The 15164-nt window shown below is 69.5% G+C and carries 13 protein-coding genes; 8 read left to right on the forward strand and 5 right to left on the reverse strand.

Going from position 1 to position 15164, the window contains the following annotated elements; genetic code table 11:
• The first annotated feature begins 32 nt into the window (after positions 1 to 32).
• The 4 genes from FB559_RS41610 (at position 33) to FB559_RS46015 (ending at position 3733) form a co-directional block, all read left to right on the forward strand.
• The gene (locus FB559_RS41610; RefSeq protein WP_141963454.1) at positions 33 to 515 is read left to right on the forward strand and encodes a carboxymuconolactone decarboxylase family protein; all 483 of its coding nucleotides are present in this window, start codon (positions 33 to 35) and stop codon (positions 513 to 515) included.
• A 19-nt stretch (positions 516 to 534) separates the two neighbouring features.
• Positions 535 to 705 carry a hypothetical protein gene (locus FB559_RS44420; RefSeq protein WP_185792742.1) on the forward strand — a complete coding sequence of 57 codons (171 nt, stop codon included), beginning with the start codon at positions 535 to 537 and terminating at the stop codon, positions 703 to 705.
• A gap of 287 nt (positions 706 to 992) precedes the next feature.
• Positions 993 to 2366 carry a beta-1,3-glucanase family protein gene (locus FB559_RS41615; protein WP_221640724.1) on the forward strand — a complete coding sequence of 458 codons (1374 nt, stop codon included), beginning with the start codon at positions 993 to 995 and terminating at the stop codon, positions 2364 to 2366.
• A gap of 20 nt (positions 2367 to 2386) precedes the next feature.
• Positions 2387 to 3733: a discoidin domain-containing protein gene (locus FB559_RS46015; protein WP_246122909.1), complete on the forward strand. Its 1347-nt coding sequence runs from the start codon at positions 2387 to 2389 to the stop codon at positions 3731 to 3733.
• Positions 3734 to 3778: 45 nt separating this feature from the next.
• Here the strand turns inward: FB559_RS46015 and htpG are convergent, their stop codons facing one another.
• From htpG to FB559_RS41640, 4 genes are all read right to left on the reverse strand, one after another.
• Positions 3779 to 5665: a molecular chaperone HtpG gene (htpG, locus tag FB559_RS41625; protein ID WP_141963456.1), complete on the reverse strand. Its 1887-nt coding sequence runs from the start codon at positions 5663 to 5665 to the stop codon at positions 3779 to 3781.
• A 96-nt stretch (positions 5666 to 5761) separates the two neighbouring features.
• Positions 5762 to 7786 carry a xanthine dehydrogenase family protein molybdopterin-binding subunit gene (locus FB559_RS41630; RefSeq protein WP_141963458.1) on the reverse strand — a complete coding sequence of 675 codons (2025 nt, stop codon included), beginning with the start codon at positions 7784 to 7786 and terminating at the stop codon, positions 5762 to 5764.
• The gene (locus FB559_RS41635) at positions 7783 to 8751 is read right to left on the reverse strand and encodes an FAD binding domain-containing protein (protein WP_141963460.1); all 969 of its coding nucleotides are present in this window, start codon (positions 8749 to 8751) and stop codon (positions 7783 to 7785) included. Before FB559_RS41635 ends, FB559_RS41630 begins: the two co-directional genes overlap by 4 nt.
• Entirely contained in the window at positions 8748 to 9239 is a 492-nt protein-coding gene (locus FB559_RS41640; protein ID WP_141963462.1) for a 2Fe-2S iron-sulfur cluster-binding protein, read from the reverse strand. The genes FB559_RS41635 and FB559_RS41640 overlap by 4 nt, the downstream gene beginning before the upstream one ends.
• A 193-nt stretch (positions 9240 to 9432) precedes the next feature.
• Between FB559_RS41640 and FB559_RS41645 the strand changes: the two genes are divergently transcribed.
• From FB559_RS41645 to FB559_RS41660, 4 genes are all read left to right on the forward strand, one after another.
• A complete protein-coding gene (locus tag FB559_RS41645; protein ID WP_141963464.1) occupies positions 9433 to 10851 on the forward strand; it encodes an amidase in 1419 nt (472 codons plus the stop codon).
• Positions 10852 to 10993: 142 nt separating this feature from the next.
• A complete protein-coding gene (locus FB559_RS41650) occupies positions 10994 to 12274 on the forward strand; it encodes an Nramp family divalent metal transporter (RefSeq protein ID WP_185792743.1) in 1281 nt (426 codons plus the stop codon).
• 24 nt (positions 12275 to 12298) lie between these two features.
• The gene (locus FB559_RS41655; protein WP_141963466.1) at positions 12299 to 13477 is read left to right on the forward strand and encodes an oxalate decarboxylase family bicupin; all 1179 of its coding nucleotides are present in this window, start codon (positions 12299 to 12301) and stop codon (positions 13475 to 13477) included.
• Positions 13478 to 13664: 187 nt separating this feature from the next.
• Entirely contained in the window at positions 13665 to 13850 is a 186-nt protein-coding gene (locus FB559_RS41660; protein ID WP_141963468.1) for a YegP family protein, read from the forward strand.
• Between the two features lie 241 nt (positions 13851 to 14091).
• Here the strand turns inward: FB559_RS41660 and modA are convergent, their stop codons facing one another.
• Positions 14092 to 14889: a molybdate ABC transporter substrate-binding protein gene (gene modA / locus FB559_RS41665; protein WP_342781059.1), complete on the reverse strand. Its 798-nt coding sequence runs from the start codon at positions 14887 to 14889 to the stop codon at positions 14092 to 14094.
• Positions 14890 to 15164 lie beyond the last annotated feature (275 nt).

Raw genomic sequence — 15164 nt, forward strand, 5'->3', positions numbered from 1 at the left:
TCTTGGGCTGATCCGGGCCTAGGTTCGATCACATGACAACGACGACACCGATTCCCGTCCGGCTGGACTTCGACGCCCACGCCGCCCGGTTCTCCCGTGCCATGGGCGGGCTCGACCAGGCCGCCACCTCCGAACTCGACCGCGTGGACTTCGACCCCCGGCTGCGCGAGCTGGTACGGATCAGGGCCTCCCAGATCAACGGCTGCGCCTACTGCATCGACATGCACACCAAGGACGCACGGGCCATCGGCGAGACCGAACAGCGGCTCTACGCGCTTCCGGCGTGGCGCGAGACGCCGTACTTCACCGACCGCGAGCGCGCGGCGCTGGCGTTCGCCGAGTCGGTGACGCTGCTCGCCGGCGGCCACGTCCCCCAGGCCGACTACGACGCGGTGGCCGGGCAGTTCAAGCCGGACGAGATCGCGGCGCTGGTCGGCCTGATCGTCGCGATCAACGCCTGGAACACCATCGGCGTCGCCACCCGCACCTGGGAGCCGGGGACGTACCAGCCCTGATCGCCCTAGGGTGGCCTCGATGACACGTACGGCCGTCTGCCGGCTCGCCCTCGCCGTCGGCGAGGTGGACGCCAACCGTGCCGCCGCCCGCGCCGCGATCGTGCGGGCCGCGCAACGACATCCACGCCGATCGGCGTACCGATCTCTACCGCTGAGGCACCGGGCGGAGGACGCACCGAAGGGCGCATAGATTTCGGCTGCGTTGCCCCGGATTAATGGTGTGCCGGACAACAAATACCCTGGCCAGGGCATATGTCGGGGACAGCGGGCGGTTCGGCGCGGTCGCCGTTATCAAAACGTTACGCCTTGACTCCCTTGACTGAAGTCAGAATGACCGCCACCTTCTTCGTGAGAGCGCTCTCAGAACAACCCGCCCGACGATCACCCGCACGCCCCGCCCGCCAGCGAGGCTCCGGCGGTTCCGCGGCCGCCGGAGTCGCGTGCCTCATCTCCCTACCCCCAGAAAGGGAGCCGTCAATGCAGTCCACCCTCCGCCACGTGGCGCGCCGCCGTGCGCCCGCTCATCTCATCGTGATCGCGTCCGCCGCGATCATGCTTCTCGTCGGCTACCTCGTGGCCGGCACCCCGCTCAACGCCGGAGCCGCCGCGCCGAAGGCCGCCGCCTGCGGCGGGAGCAACCTCGCGCTGAACCACACGGTGACGGCCTCCTCCACCGAGAACGCCGGCACCCCCGCCTCGGCCGCCGTGGACGGCAACACCGGAACCCGCTGGTCCAGCGCCTTCAGCGACCCGCAGTGGCTGCAGGTCGACCTGGGCTCGTCACAGCAGATCTGCCAGGTGTCCCTCACCTGGGAGGCGGCGTACGCGACGGCCTTCCAGATCCAGGTCTCGGCCAACGGCAGCAGCTGGACGACCGTCTACAGCACCACGACCGGCACCGGCGGCGCCCAGACGCTCAGCGTCACCGGCACCGGCCGCTACGTCCGGATGAACGGCACCGCCCGCAGCACCCCGTACGGCTACTCGCTGTGGGAGTTCGCGGTGTACTCCGGGACCACCACGACGCCCCCGCCGACCGACTCGTTCTGGGGCGACACCAGCACCATCCCCGCCGCGAACAACGTCCTCGAGCTGAAGATCCTCAACCGGACCAACGGGCACTACCCGGACAGCCAGGTCTACTGGAGCTTCAACGGCCAGACGCACTCGATCGCCGAACAGCCCTACTTCGACATGCCCGCCAACTCCGCCGGCCGGATGTACTTCTACCTGGGCTCGCCGACCGGCCAGTACAAGGACTTCATCGAGTTCACGGTCGGGCCGGACGTGTTCAACGGCAACACGACACGCGTCGACGGCTTCGGCCTCAAGCTGGCCCTGCGGCTGCACGCCCACGACGGGTACGACACGCAGGTCGGCGAGGACCAGGCCACGTTCGCCGAGGACCGCTCGGCGACGTTCCAGCGGTTCCAGGACGAGGTGCCGACCGAGTTCAAGCACCTCGCCACCGTCCAGGCGCCCTACTACATCCCCGCGCCGGGCAGTGACAGCGCCTTCCGTACCGGCGGCCAGTACGCGAACTACTTCACCAGCTACGCGCAGGCGAACGGCGTGAACGAGCCCACCTCCAACATCTTCGGATGCGCGGGCTCGCTGGCGGGCAACCCGAACATGTGCGCCGCCCTGAACCGGCACGTCGCGGGCCAGCCGCAGCAGTCCGACCCGAGCCAGTACTACAAGGCCGCGCCCGCCAACTACTACGCCAAGTTCTGGCACGACCACGCGATCAACCACCTGGCCTACGGCTTCCCCTACGACGACGTCGCCGGCCAGTCCTCGTTCATCTCCCACGGCGACCCGCAGTACCTGCTCGTCGCCGTCGGCTGGTGACCCCCCGAAAGGAGCAGCACATGTTCGCGACACGCACACACCGGCTCCGGGTGGCCACCGGCGCCCTCGTCCTCGCCGTCGGCATGATCGCCCCGGCGACGACCGCCACCCAGACGGCCTCGGCCAGGCCCGCCACCGTACCGCCGCCGCCCTCGGGCTTCACCACGACCTGGAGCGACGACTTCACCGGTGGGAGCGGCACCGGGCTGAACACCGGGACCTGGAAGTACGACACCGGGCCCGGCAGCAGCTTCGGCACCGGTGAGATCGAGACGATGACCAACAGCACGTCGAACGTCTACCAGGACGGCGCCGGGCATCTCGTTCTCAAGGCCCTCCACTCGGGTTCGGACCCGCGCGGGGGCTGGACCTCCGGCCGGGTCGAGACGCAGGCCGCCACGTTCGGCGCCCCCGCGGGCGGCGTCGTGATGATGCAGGCGTCGATCCAGCAGCCCAACGTCTCCACCGCCAACGGAGCGGGCTACTGGCCGGCGTTCTGGATGCTCGGCTCGACGCTGCGCAGCGGGACGACGTGGCCGACCTCCGGTGAGGTCGACATCCTCGAGGACATCAACGGCCGCAGCTCGGTGTTCGGCACCCTGCACTGCGGCACCAACCCCGGCGGGCCCTGTAACGAGTCCACCGGAATCGGCAGCGGTGAACGCGCGTGCGGCGGCTGCCAGACCGGCTATCACACCTACGCGGTGCAGATCGACCGGTCGGTCTCGCCCGAGCAGATCCGCTGGTACCTCGACGGCAACAACTACTTCACGCTCGCCGCGAACCGGGTGGACGCCACCACCTGGGCGAACGCCGTCGACCATCCCTTCTTCATCATCTTCGACCTGGCGATGGGCGGAGGGTTCCCCGACGCGTTCGGCGGCGGTCCCAACTCCTCGACCGTCTCCGGCGCGTCGCTCAACGTCGACTACGTCGCCGTCTACAACAAGGCACCGGGCGGCGGAGGCGGTGGCGGCAGCGGGACGAACCTGTCCCAGGGCCACCCGACCACCGCGTCCTCGACCGAGCAGCCCGGCACCGCCGCGGCCAACGCCACGGACGGCGACACCGGGTCACGCTGGTCGAGTGCGTTCAGCGACCCGCAGTGGCTCCAGGTCGACCTGGGCGCGGTGCACAACCTGTCCCACGTGCTGCTCAACTGGGAGGCGGCGTACGGCAAGGCGTTCCAGATCCAGACGTCCACCAACGGCACGAGCTGGACGAACGTGTACTCGACGACCACCGGCACCGGGGGAGTGCAGGACCTGAACGTCTCCGGGTCCGGCCGGTACGTGCGCGTGTACGGGACCCAGCGATCCACCCCGTACGGCTATTCGCTGTATGAGTTCCAGGTCTTCGGATCCTGAGCGAACGTGGGCCGGGACGCGACGCGTCCCGGCCCACGTGCGTTTTCAGTCCGTCTCCTCCGCGAGCGTCATCAGCAGGCCGTTGAGCCGTTCGACGAAGTCGGCCGGATCCTCGATGCGGGCGCCGAGCGTGAGAACGGACTGGCTGTAGAGGATCTGCGCCCAGTCCGAAAGCCGCTCCTCGTCCGTCTCGCGGTCGAGCCGCTGGACGAGGGCGTGCTCGGGGTTGATCTCCAGCACCGGCCGGCTCGGCAGCCCGGAGCCCCGCATGCGGCGCGCGAGGTTCATCTCGATGTCCGGCTCGTCGGCCACGATGCACGCCGGTGACGTGGTCAGGCGGTTGGTGGTCCGTACGTCGGAGACCTTGTCACCGAGCGCCTTCTTCAGCCGCTCGACCAGGCCGCCCAGCTCGGTGACCGCCTTCTCGTTCGCCTCCTTCTCGGCCTCGTCCTCCATCGAACCGAGGTCGGAGACGCCCTGGGCGACCGACTGCAGCCGCTTGCCCTCGAAGTCGGGCAGGCTCGTCACCAGCCAGTTGTCGATGGCCTCGCCCAGCAGCAGCACCTCGATGCCCTTCTTGCGGAAGATCTCCAGGTGCGGGCTGTGCTTGGCGGCGGCGGGGGAGGGGGCCAGCAGGTAGTAGATCTTCTCCTGGCCCTCCTTCATGCGGGAGACGTAGTCGCCGAACGAGGTGTCCGGCTCGTCGGTCGCCGACTTCGTCGTGGTGAACCGCAGCAGCTTGGCGATGTCGTCACGGTTGGAGTAGTCCTCGGCGACGCCCTCCTTGAGAACGTCGCCGAACTCCTTCCAGAAGGTGGCGTACTTGTCCGGCTCCTTCTCGGCGAGGTCCTTCAGGAGCTTGAGCACCTTCTTGACCGCGCTGGAGCGGATGGAGTCGACCACCCTGCTGCTCTGCAGGATCTCGCGCGAGACGTTGAGCGGCAGGTCGGCCGAGTCGATCACGCCGCGGACGAACCGCAGGTAGTTCGGCATCAGCTGACCGGTGTCGTCCATGATGAAGACCCGCTGGACGTGCAGCTTCACGCCGTGGCGCGCCTCGGGCATCCACAGGTCGAACGGCGCGGTCGCCGGGATGAACAGCAGCAGCGTGTACTCGTAGGTGCCCTCCATCTTGGCGTGCAGATGCGCGAGCGGATCGGCGAAGTCATGCGCGACGTGTTTGTAGAACTCGTTGTAGTCGGCCTCGCCGATCTCACTCTTCGCGCGGGCCCACAGAGCGGAGGCGCGGTTGACGACGGCGTCCTCGCCGGACCCGTCCTCCGTCGTCTCCGGCATCAGGATCGGCAGGCTGATGTGGTCGGAGTACTTCTGGATGATCGTGCGCAGCCGGTGGTCGTTCAGCAGGTCGTCCTCGCCCTCCCGCAGATGCAGGACGATCTCGGTACCCCGTGCCTCGCGTTCCACCGTCTCCAGCGTGTAGTCGCCCCTGCCGTCGGACTCCCAGCGGACCGCCTCGCCGGCGGGCAGGCCCGCCCTGCGGGTCGTCAGGATCACCTGGTCGGCGACGATGAACGAGGAGTAGAAGCCGACGCCGAACTGGCCGATGAGCGTCGCGTCCTTGCGCTGGTCGCCGGTCAGTGCCTGGAAGAACTCGCGCGTGCCGGACTTGGCGATGGTGCCGATGTTGTCCATCACCTCCTGGCGGCTCATGCCGATGCCGTTGTCGGAGATGGTGATCGTGCGCGCTTCCTTGTCGTACGCGACGTGTATCTCCAGCGCCTCGTCGTCCTCGTGGAGTTCGGGATCGGTGAGAATCGCGAACCGCAGCCGGTCGATGGCATCCGAGGCATTGGAGATCACCTCCCGCAGGAAGATCTCCTTGTTGCTGTAGAGCGAATGGATCATCAGGTCGAGAAGCTGGACGACCTCGGCCTGAAAACCGAATCGCTCCTGTTGCGTCGGCGGGTTCATCGGATAACTCTGCTCCCTGCGTACGTTCGTTCTCGGTGTCCGTGGAGACCGGTCTAGGCAGGTTCTCAGCGTATCGAGACGGGCCCGATCCCCGCGTCAGCCGAGCAGTTTCGCGGGGGTGACGGGCAGGTCGCGTATGCGCCGCCCGGTCGCGTGGTGGACGGCGTTGGCGACGGCCGCGGCGGTGCCCACGATGCCGATCTCGCCGATCCCCTTGGAGCCCATCGGGTTGAGGTAGGGATCCTCCTCCTCGATCCACACCGCCTCGATGTCCCGTACGTCGGCGCACGCCGCGACGTGGTACTGCGCGAGGTCGTGGTTCAAGAAGCCGCCGGACTCCTCATCGACCACCGTCTCCTCCATGAGCGCCATTCCCAGGCCCATCGTCATGGCGCCGATGAACTGCGACCGCGCCAGCGTCTCGTCCAGGATCCGGCCGGCGGCGAACACGCCCAGCAGCCGCGGGACGCGTATCTCACCGGTGTCGATGTCCACGTGTACCTCCGCGAACTGGGCGCCGAACGCGTGACGGGAGAAGCCGGAGTCGGCCTCCACGTCCGCCGTGGTGTCGGCGGTACCCCGGTCACCGTTCTTCAGCAACGCCTCGCACGCACGTACGACCGCCGATCCCCACGACGCGGTCCCCATGGAGCCGCCCGCGAGAGACGCCTTCGGCAGTGCGCTGTCGCCGACCTCGACCCTGACGCGTTCGGCCGGGGCGCCCAGGGCCTCCGCCGCGATGCGGGTGAGCACCGTACGTGCCCCGGTGCCGATGTCGGCGGCGGCGATCCGTACGAGGAACTGGTCGTCCTCGACCGTGGCGCTGGCGCTGGACGGCTGCCGGTTGGCCGGGTACGTGGACGAGGCCACGCCGGTGCCGGTCAGCCACCGCCCGTCGAGCCGGATCCCGGGCTCGGGGTCACGCCGCTCCCAGCCGAAGCGCCGGGCGCCCTCACGCAGGCAGGTGATGAGGTGGCGCGAGCTGAACGGCAGACCGGACTCGGGATCGGTCGCGGGTTCGTTCAGCACCCGCAGCATGATCGGATCGATTCCACCGGCGATCGCGAGCTCGTCCATGGCCGACTCGAGGGCGAACATCCCCGGGCACTCGCCGGGCGCGCGCATCCACGAGGGCGTGGGCACGTCGAGCCGGGCGAGCCGGTGCGCCGTACGGCGAGCGGCCGCCGCGTACATGACACGTGTGGGCAGGGCGGTCGGCTCGCCGAACTCGACCAGAGTCGAGGACTGCTCGACCACCTCGTGGCTGATCGCGGTCAGCCGGTTCTGCGCGTCGGCGCCGAGCCGGACCCGCTGGATCGTGGGGGTGCGATAGCCGGTGACGTCGAACATCTGCTGCCGGGTCAGCGCCACCTTCACCGGGCGGCCGGCGGCCCGCGCGGCGAGCGCCGCGAGGATGGCGTTCGGGCGGGTGGTGCCCTTGCACCCGAAACCCCCGCCGACGTGCGGGGCGACGACGCGGACCTGGTCCGGAGGCAGGCCCAGCACCTTCGCGATGCTGTCGCGGTCGGCGGTCGCGCCCTGCGTCGCGTCGTAGAGCGTCAGGCCGCCGTCCTCCTCCCAGACCGCCATCGTCGCGTGCGGCTCCATCGGGTTGTTGTGCATCGTGGGCGTCGTGTACGTGGCGTCCACGACCACGGCCGCGTCGGCCAGCGCGGCCTCGACGTCGCCCAGCTCGGAGACGGCGGGAAAGTCCGGAAGGACCGTCTTTGGCGTGTAGAGGCCGGGATGGTCCGCCCTCAGCAGTACGTCGTGCGGCTCGGCGTCGTAGGTGATGCGCACCGCGCGTTCGGCCGCGTCACGCGCCGTCTCCAGCGTGGTGGCGACCACCGCGGCCACGAGCTGGCCGTGGTAGGCGACCTGGTCGGTCTGGAAGAGCGCCAGCTCCGGGTCCTCGCGCGAGCCCAGCGGAGGCGGTTCGGCACTGGACAGCACCGCGAGCACGCCCGGCATGACGAGCGCCTCGCTCGCGTCGACCGACCGGATCCGCCCGCGGGCGATCGCCGACTGGATGGGATGGACGTACGCGACGTCGGCGGCCGGGTACTCATAGGCGTACCTCGCGCGCCCGGTGACCTTGTCGCCTCCTTCGACGCGGTTCACGTGACCAGCTCCTGCAGGGTGCGGACGATCAGATTGCGGGCCAGCGGGACCTTGTACGCGTTGCGCGGCAGCGGCCGCGCCCGGCTCAGCTCGGCCTCGGCGGCACGGGCGAACTCCTCCTCACCGGCACGTACGCCGCGGAGCTCCGCCTCGGCGATCTCGGCCCGCCACGGCGCGTGCGCGACGCCGCCGAGCGCCAGGCGGCAGTCGCGGACGACGCCGTCGGCGACCTCGAGCACGGCGGCGATGGAGACGAGGGCGAACGCGAACGACGCGCGTTCTCGTACCTTGCGGTACTTCGAGGCGCCGGCGGGCGGGGGAGGCAGGTCCACGCCGGTGATCAGCTCACCCGGCCGCAGCACGGTGTCGCGGGACGGGTCGTCGCCGGGCAGCCGGTGCAGGCCGGGGATCGGCACCGTACGGTCGCCGTCCGGTCCGGTGACCCGGACCCGCGCGTCGAGGGCGGCGAGCGCCACCGCCATGTCGGACGGGTGCGTCGCCACGCACTGCCCGGAGTGGCCGAGCACCGCCAGGTTGCTGTGGTCGCCCTCGATCGCCGGGCAGCCCGAGGCGGGACGGCGCTTGTTGCACGGCTTGGAGACGTCCTGGAAGTAGGGGCAGCGGGTGCGCTGCAGCAGGTTGCCGCCGACCGTGGCCATGTTGCGGACCTGCCCGGACGCGCCGCTGAGCACGGCGCGGGCCAGCATCGGGTACCGCTCACGTACCACCGGGTGCGCGGCCAGGTCGCTGTTGCGCACCGCCGAGCCGATCCGCAGGCCGTCGCCGTCGCCGTCGATCGCGTCGTACGGGAGGCGCGCCACGTCCACGAGGGATTCGGGCTCGGCCACGCCGAGGCGCATCAGGTCCACGAGGTTGGTGCCGCCGCCGAGGTACATCGCGCCGGGCCCGAACCGCTCGACGGCGTCCCGCGCGTCACTGGCGCGGGCGTACGCGAAAGGTCTCATCGGCCGACCTCTTCGATCGCGGCGACGATGTTGACGTACGCACCGCAACGGCACAGGTTTCCGCTCATGCGTTCGCGGATCTCCTCCCGCGTCAGCGGTGGATCCGCGGTGAGATCGTCGGTGACGGCGCTCGGCCCGCGTTCGCCGAGCATCCCGGCCGCCGAGCAGAGCTGGCCCGGGGTGCAGTACCCGCACTGGAAGGCGTCGAGCTCCATGAACGCGGCCTGCAGGGGATGGGGCCGGCCGTCGTCGGCCAGTCCCTCGACCGTGGTGACCTCCGCGCCGTCGTGGGCGACGGCGAGCGCGAGACAGGCGTTGGACCGCCGGCCGTCGATCAGGACGGTGCACGCGCCGCACTGACCGTGGTCGCACCCTTTCTTGGTCCCGGTCAGGCCGAGGTGCTCGCGGAGCAGATCGAGCAGCGATGTGCGCGTGTCGATGCTCAGTGCGTATTCCGCGCCGTTGACCCGCAGTGATATCTCCGCCATGCGAGGCGCCTACCCGGGCTCCGGTCCGTTAACTCGCTCGCCAGGTCCAAGGCTCGTACCGGCATGCACCCCGCCGTGCGCCCATGCGGCATAAAACGGATATTCGACCGCACGGACGTTCACGGCTCCTCCTGTGGGTACGTCATCCGAGCATGCAAGCCCGCAGACTCGCCCACACCGGCGACGATCGCCCATGACCGGCAAGCACACGGCCGAGGCCCTCGTCTACTCCGACGCGACCAGGCTGGCCGAGCTGATCCGCGAACGGGAGGTGTCGCCGGTCGAAGTGGTGCGGGCACACCTCGACCGCATCGAGGCGGTCAACCCGCGGATCAACGCGATCGTCACGGTCGCGGGCCCGCTGGAAGCCGCACAGGCGGCCGAGAAGGCTCTGTCGTCGGGCGAGGAGCTCGGGCCGTTGCACGGAGTGCCGTTCACGGTGAAGGACTCCATCGATACCGCCGGGGTGCCCACCCAGCGCGGTTCGCCGATCTTCCGGGGCCGCGTTCCCGCCGTCGACGCGGCCGGGGTCGCGCGGATGAGGCGCGCCGGCGCGATCCTGCTCGCGAAGACGAATCTCCCCGAGTTCTCCTACTCGACCGAGACGGACAACCTGCTCACGGGGCGGGCGAACAACCCGTGGGACCTCGACCGCACGCCCGGCGGGTCGAGCGGCGGCGAGTCGGCGGCGATCGCGGCGGGAATGTCACCGCTCGGCCTCGGCACCGACCTCGCGATCTCGGTACGCGGCCCTGCAGCGCACACCGGCATCGTCGCCCTCAAGCCCACGCACGGGCGCATCCCGATGACCGGAGTCTGGCCACGGGTGCCGCGCCGGTTCTGGCACATGGGCCCGATGGCGCGCAGCGTCCGCGACATCGCGCTCGCCTACTCGGTCCTTGCCGGGCCGGACGGGGCCGACGGCTACGCCACCAGCCCGCCGAACCTCGACACCGGCGTCGGTTCCGCGCCGGGCCGCCGGCTTCGGGTGGGGTGGCTGGTCGAGCCCGGCTTCGGCCCGGTCGACCCGGAAGTCGCCGCGACCGTGCGGGCGGCCGCCGACGCGCTGACGCTCACCGGCGCGGTCGTGGAACCCGTCCGCATCCCGGCACTCGAACGCGACTTCGCGCTCGACGTCTTCTACGCACTGCACGTGATGGAGATGAAGCCCGCCTTCGCCGAGGCGGCCGCCGGCCACGAGGACGAGATCTTCAAGATCGTCAAGGCGATGCTCAAGACGCCGGACACGCCGTACCGGGACTACGTCCTCGCCGAACAGGCGCGCGAGCGGCTCAAGGACGGCTTCGCCGAATACTTCCGGAACCACGATGCGCTCCTCACGCCCGTGGTGCCCGTTCCGGCGCACGAACACCGTGCGAGGGAGTTCGTCGTCGACGGCCGGCCCGTGCCGGCCAGGTTCATCCAGGGCGCCACCGTGCCATTCAACGTGACCGGGCTCCCCGGCCTGTCGATCAGGTTCGGCACGAGCGGTGACGGGCTGCCCATCGGGGTGCAGCTCGTGTCCGGAAGGCTGGCCGAATCCACAGTGCTGTACCTGGCCGCGCAACTGGAGGCCATGAGCCCCGTACGTGACCTGCGTCCAAGCCTTTGACCCATCGCAGCTATATATCCGGAATAGACGGATAAGGCGCCACTTTACCTTTACCCACCGATGGCGGCTTCCTTTGATCTGCTTTTCGGCATTAAGGGTATTCCGCCTTTATGTTGCTATTCGCGCGAGATGGAGCGTCAGAGTGAGCGGGCGCCTCACCCGTACACCACCGCCGCCCGACCGTGAGCTCGCCGCCCAGGAACGCCGTCCCGTTCCGGCGTCCCACGCCGCCCGGATACTCGGGCCCGCGTTCGTGGCCGCCATCGCCTATGTGGACCCCGGGAACGTCGCCACCAACCTCACGGCGGGGGCGACGACCGGCTATCTGCTCGTCTGGGTGGTCGTGGCCGCGAGCCTCGTCGCGATGCTGGTCCAGTTCCAGGCGGCGAAACTCGGCATGGCCACCGGGAAGAGCCTGCCCCGGCTGTGCCGGGACCGGTTCCCGCGCTGGGGGACCCGGCTGGTGTGGTTCCAGGCCGAGGTGGTGGTGCTCGCCACCGACCTGGCCGAGTTCGTCGGCGCGGCGATAGGGATGCGGTTGCTGTTCGGGATGCCCGTGCTGGCCTCCGCGGTGCTGACCGCGGTCGTGTCGCTGCTCCTGCTGGAGCTGCGGCGCCGCGGACGCCGGCGCGGGTTCGAGCTGATGAGCGCGGCGGCGCTGGTTCTCGTGGGCGGCGGGATCGGCTACGACATCCTGTTCGTCGGGCACCAGTCCGCCGCCGGCCTCGCGTCGGGCCTGCTGCCCGGCCTGGCGGGGCAGGGGGCGCTGGTGCTCGCGATGGGAATCGTCGGCGCCACGGTCATGCCGCATGCGATCTACCTGCATTCGGCCCTCGTGCAGAGCGGCGGTATGCCGGTGGACTCGGCCTGGCGGCGGCCCCGCCTGGTCCGTCGCGCGCTGGCGCTGGACTGCGTGCTCGCGCTCGGCGCGGCCACGTTCGTCAACGTCTCGATGATCGCGCTCGGGGCCGGGCTCGGCCGTGCGACGGGCGGCGCCTGGACCGGCGACCTGGTCGCGGCGCACGGCGAGCTGGCGAGCCGGATCGGCGGGGGTGCCGCGCTGGCGTTCGCGATCGCGCTGCTGTCGTCCGGGGTGTCCTCGACCGGGATCGGAACGCTCGCCGGCGACGTCGTGATGCGCGGCTTCCTCGCCCGGCGGGTGCCCGTGCACGTGCGCCGGATCGTGACGATGGCGCCGGCCGTGCTCGCCCTGCTCTCCGGAGTGTCGCTGACCGGCCTGCTGATCGTCAGCCAGGTGGTCATCTCGCTGGGCGTACCGGTCGCGCTGTTCCTGCTCGTCCACTTTTGCCGGGACCGCTCGCTGATGGGGCCGCTCGTCAACGCCCCGCTCACCACGCGAGTCGCCGGCGTCTCGGCCGCCGTGGTCGCCGTCCTGGGCTGCTGCCTGCCGTTCACCCTCTGACCCGCCTCACGAAAGGTGTCGCCGATGAGACATTTCAACCCGATGAAACGGTCCGGATCGAAGGACGTTCCTCAACCGCAGCGGAACGGCCAGGGCGGCATCGACACCGGCCCGCGCAACATCGAGCTGGACCGGCAGAATCCCGACATGCTCACGCCGCCACCCACGGACCACGGAACGCTGCCGAACCTGAAGTTCTCCTTCTCCACGGCCCATACGCGGATCGAGGAGGGCGGCTGGACGCGGGAGGTCACCCAGCGCGAGCTGCCCGTAGCCACGACGCTGGCCGGCGTCGACATGAAGCTCAACCCCGGCGCCTATCGCGAGCTGCACTGGCACAAGGAGTCCGAGTGGGCCTACGTGCTGGAGGGGAGCTGCCGGATCGGCGTGGTGGACCAGGACGGCCGCAACTTCCTCGACGACGTCGAGGAGGGTGACCTCTGGTTCTTTCCCAAGGGTGTGCCGCACTACATCCAGGCGCTCGATGAGGGCGTGGAGTTCCTGCTCGTCTTCGACGACGGCGCCTTCTCGGAGAACTCCACATTCATGATCAGCGACTTCTTCGCCCACACGCCGAAGAACGTGCTCGCGAAGAACTTCGGCTGGACGCCCGAGCAGATGGCCGCCATGCCGGAGAAGGAGAAGTACATCTTCCAGGGCGAGGTTCCCCCGCCGCTGGACGACAGAGAGCGCGTCGTCAGCCCCACCGGCGACGTGCCCCGGACGTTCAAGCACCGGATGCTCGCCCAGACCCCGCTGCGGTTCGACGGGGGTACGGTCCGGATCACCGACTCCACGAACTTCGCGGCGGCGAACACGATCTCGGCGGCCCTGGTGGAACTCGAACCGGGCGCGCTGCGTGAGCTGCACTGGCATCCGACCGACGACGAGTGGCAGTACTACATCTCCGGGTTCGGCCGGATGGGAGTGTTCGCCGGTTCGGGGTTGAACCGGACGTTCGACTTCCATGCCGGGGACGTCGGCTACGTACCCTTCGCGTACGGGCACTACGTCGAGAACCTCGGCACGGAGCCGCTGGTGTTCCTGGAGATGTTCCGCAACCCGCGCTACGAGGACATCTCGGCGACGCAGTGGATGGCCAACACCCCGGCGCAGGTCAGCGCCGACACGCTCAACATGCCGCGCCGGATGATCGAGGACCTGCCGAAGGAGAAGCGCAGCGTCCTGCCGGCGACTCGTTAGGGCGAGAGGCGGGGATCGTCACGGGGTCCCCGCCCGCGCTCGGCGGTCAGAAAGATCCGTACGGCGCCGCCACGGTAAGCGCCGGCTATGCGCAGACGCTACATATCCGGAACAGCGGGATATGGCGGGTTTTGCCTCTAATGCGCGGGTAGGGCCGCGATGAAGCAACCGTAGAGAGGTGAGACGAATGGCCGGCAAGTTCGTCATGAAGAAAGGCAACAGCGGCAAGTTCCACTTCAACCTGGTCGCGTCGAACGGCCAGGTGATCGCGAGCAGCGAGAACTACGAGACCAAGTCCTCGGCCATGAACGGCATCGAATCCGTGAAGCGGCACGCCGCGGACGCCGAGATCGACGACCAGACGGCTTCCTAGGCATCAAGGGATCGGCGCCGGGACGCTCATCGCAGTGTCCTGGCGCCTTCGCGTCGGGTGATCTGTCGACTGCGGCGCCAGGTCCCGGCCGAGCCGACAGTCTTTATGGGCTTATTTCGATCTATTGAATAATCGGTAGAGAGAGTCATACCGCACGCGTTCGCCCGTGCACCCGTGCTCTGGGCCCCGGTGCCGGCGTGGGGCGAGGACCCGCTCCGGTGGATCCTCGCCCCCGCTCCGGTCAGGGGGACTCGAATCCCGCCTGGGTGAGGACGGACTTTCCCTGGTCGGAGAGGACGAGCTGGACGAACTGGCCGGCCAGGTCGGGCTGCGGGGCCTTGGCCAGGGTGGCGATGGGGTAGTCGTTGATCGCCTGGGCGGCCTCGGGGAAGTCGATGCCCTTCACCTTCCCGGCGGCGGACTTGACGTCGGTGCGGTAGACGAGAGCGGCGTCGGCCTCGTTGAGCTGCACCTTGGTGAGCGCCGCCTTGACGTCCTGCTCCTGCGAGACCGGCTTGACCTTGAGCTTGGCCGCCGCGAGGGCCTTGATGGCGGCGGCGCCGCACGGCACCTCGGGCGCGCACTCGACGACCTTCAGCTTGGGGTTGGCCAGGTCCTTGAACGCCTTGACCTTGCCGGGGTTGCTGGGCGGCACGGCGATCTCGAGCCGGTTGCGGACGAACACCTTCGGCTCGCCCGAGGCGTCCTTGGCGTCGGTCACCGTCTTCATCGTGGCGGGGCTGGCGGCGGCGAACACGTCCGCCGGAGCGCCCTGGGTGATCTGCTGGGCCAGCGCCGAGCTACCGCCGAAGTTGAACTTCACCTTCACACCGGGATGAGCGCTCTCGAAGGTCTTGCCCAAGGAGGTGAACGTCTCGGTCAGCGAAGCCGCGGCGAACACGAAGACCGTCTTGCCGCTCTTCCCGGACGATCCGGACGAGTCCTTGTCGGTGCTGCCGCACCCGGCCGCCAGCGTGAGGCTCGCTCCGAGTGTGGCGGCGAGCAGTACCCGGAAGGGCCGGGGCAGACGTTCGATCACCTTGGTTCTCCTCTTGCAGGTGCCCCGGGGAAGGGGCGGGGGGTGGGGTCCCTCCATGACGGCCCTGGTCACCGTGTCGCGGCCCGCGATCCCGACTCGCGGGCGGGACGACACAGGTCCCGTTCGGTGCCGTCACAGCGCCGAGTGCCGCGTCCGTACCGACCCCTGGTACGGCGACGACCCCCCTGACCTCGCCGGGCCGGACAATCGCCATGTCGGCCACCGTACTATCGCATATTCCATGCTGGAAGTTACGTAGCCGGAGCACACGCCAG

It is taken from the genome of Actinoallomurus bryophytorum (genome assembly GCF_006716425.1).
Taxonomy (GTDB): domain Bacteria; phylum Actinomycetota; class Actinomycetes; order Streptosporangiales; family Streptosporangiaceae; genus Actinoallomurus; species Actinoallomurus bryophytorum.

Bases quoted from the DNA above. Each gene is read 5' to 3' on its own strand.
- FB559_RS41660 (WP_141963468.1), top strand. From the start codon at position 13,665: ATGGCCGGCAAGTTCGTCATGAAGAAAGGCAACAGCGGCAAGTTCCAC.
- FB559_RS46015 (WP_246122909.1), top strand. From the start codon at position 2,387: ATGTTCGCGACACGCACACACCGGCTCCGGGTGGCCACCGGCGCCCTC.
- FB559_RS44420 (WP_185792742.1), top strand. From the start codon at position 535: ATGACACGTACGGCCGTCTGCCGGCTCGCCCTCGCCGTCGGCGAGGTG.
- FB559_RS41610 (WP_141963454.1), top strand. From the start codon at position 33: ATGACAACGACGACACCGATTCCCGTCCGGCTGGACTTCGACGCCCAC.
- FB559_RS41655 (WP_141963466.1), top strand. From the start codon at position 12,299: ATGAGACATTTCAACCCGATGAAACGGTCCGGATCGAAGGACGTTCCT.
- FB559_RS41645 (WP_141963464.1), top strand. From the start codon at position 9,433: ATGACCGGCAAGCACACGGCCGAGGCCCTCGTCTACTCCGACGCGACC.
- FB559_RS41635 (WP_141963460.1), bottom strand. From the start codon at position 8,751: ATGAGACCTTTCGCGTACGCCCGCGCCAGTGACGCGCGGGACGCCGTC.
- FB559_RS41640 (WP_141963462.1), bottom strand. From the start codon at position 9,239: ATGGCGGAGATATCACTGCGGGTCAACGGCGCGGAATACGCACTGAGC.
- FB559_RS41615 (WP_221640724.1), top strand. From the start codon at position 993: ATGCAGTCCACCCTCCGCCACGTGGCGCGCCGCCGTGCGCCCGCTCAT.
- htpG (WP_141963456.1), bottom strand. From the start codon at position 5,665: ATGAACCCGCCGACGCAACAGGAGCGATTCGGTTTTCAGGCCGAGGTC.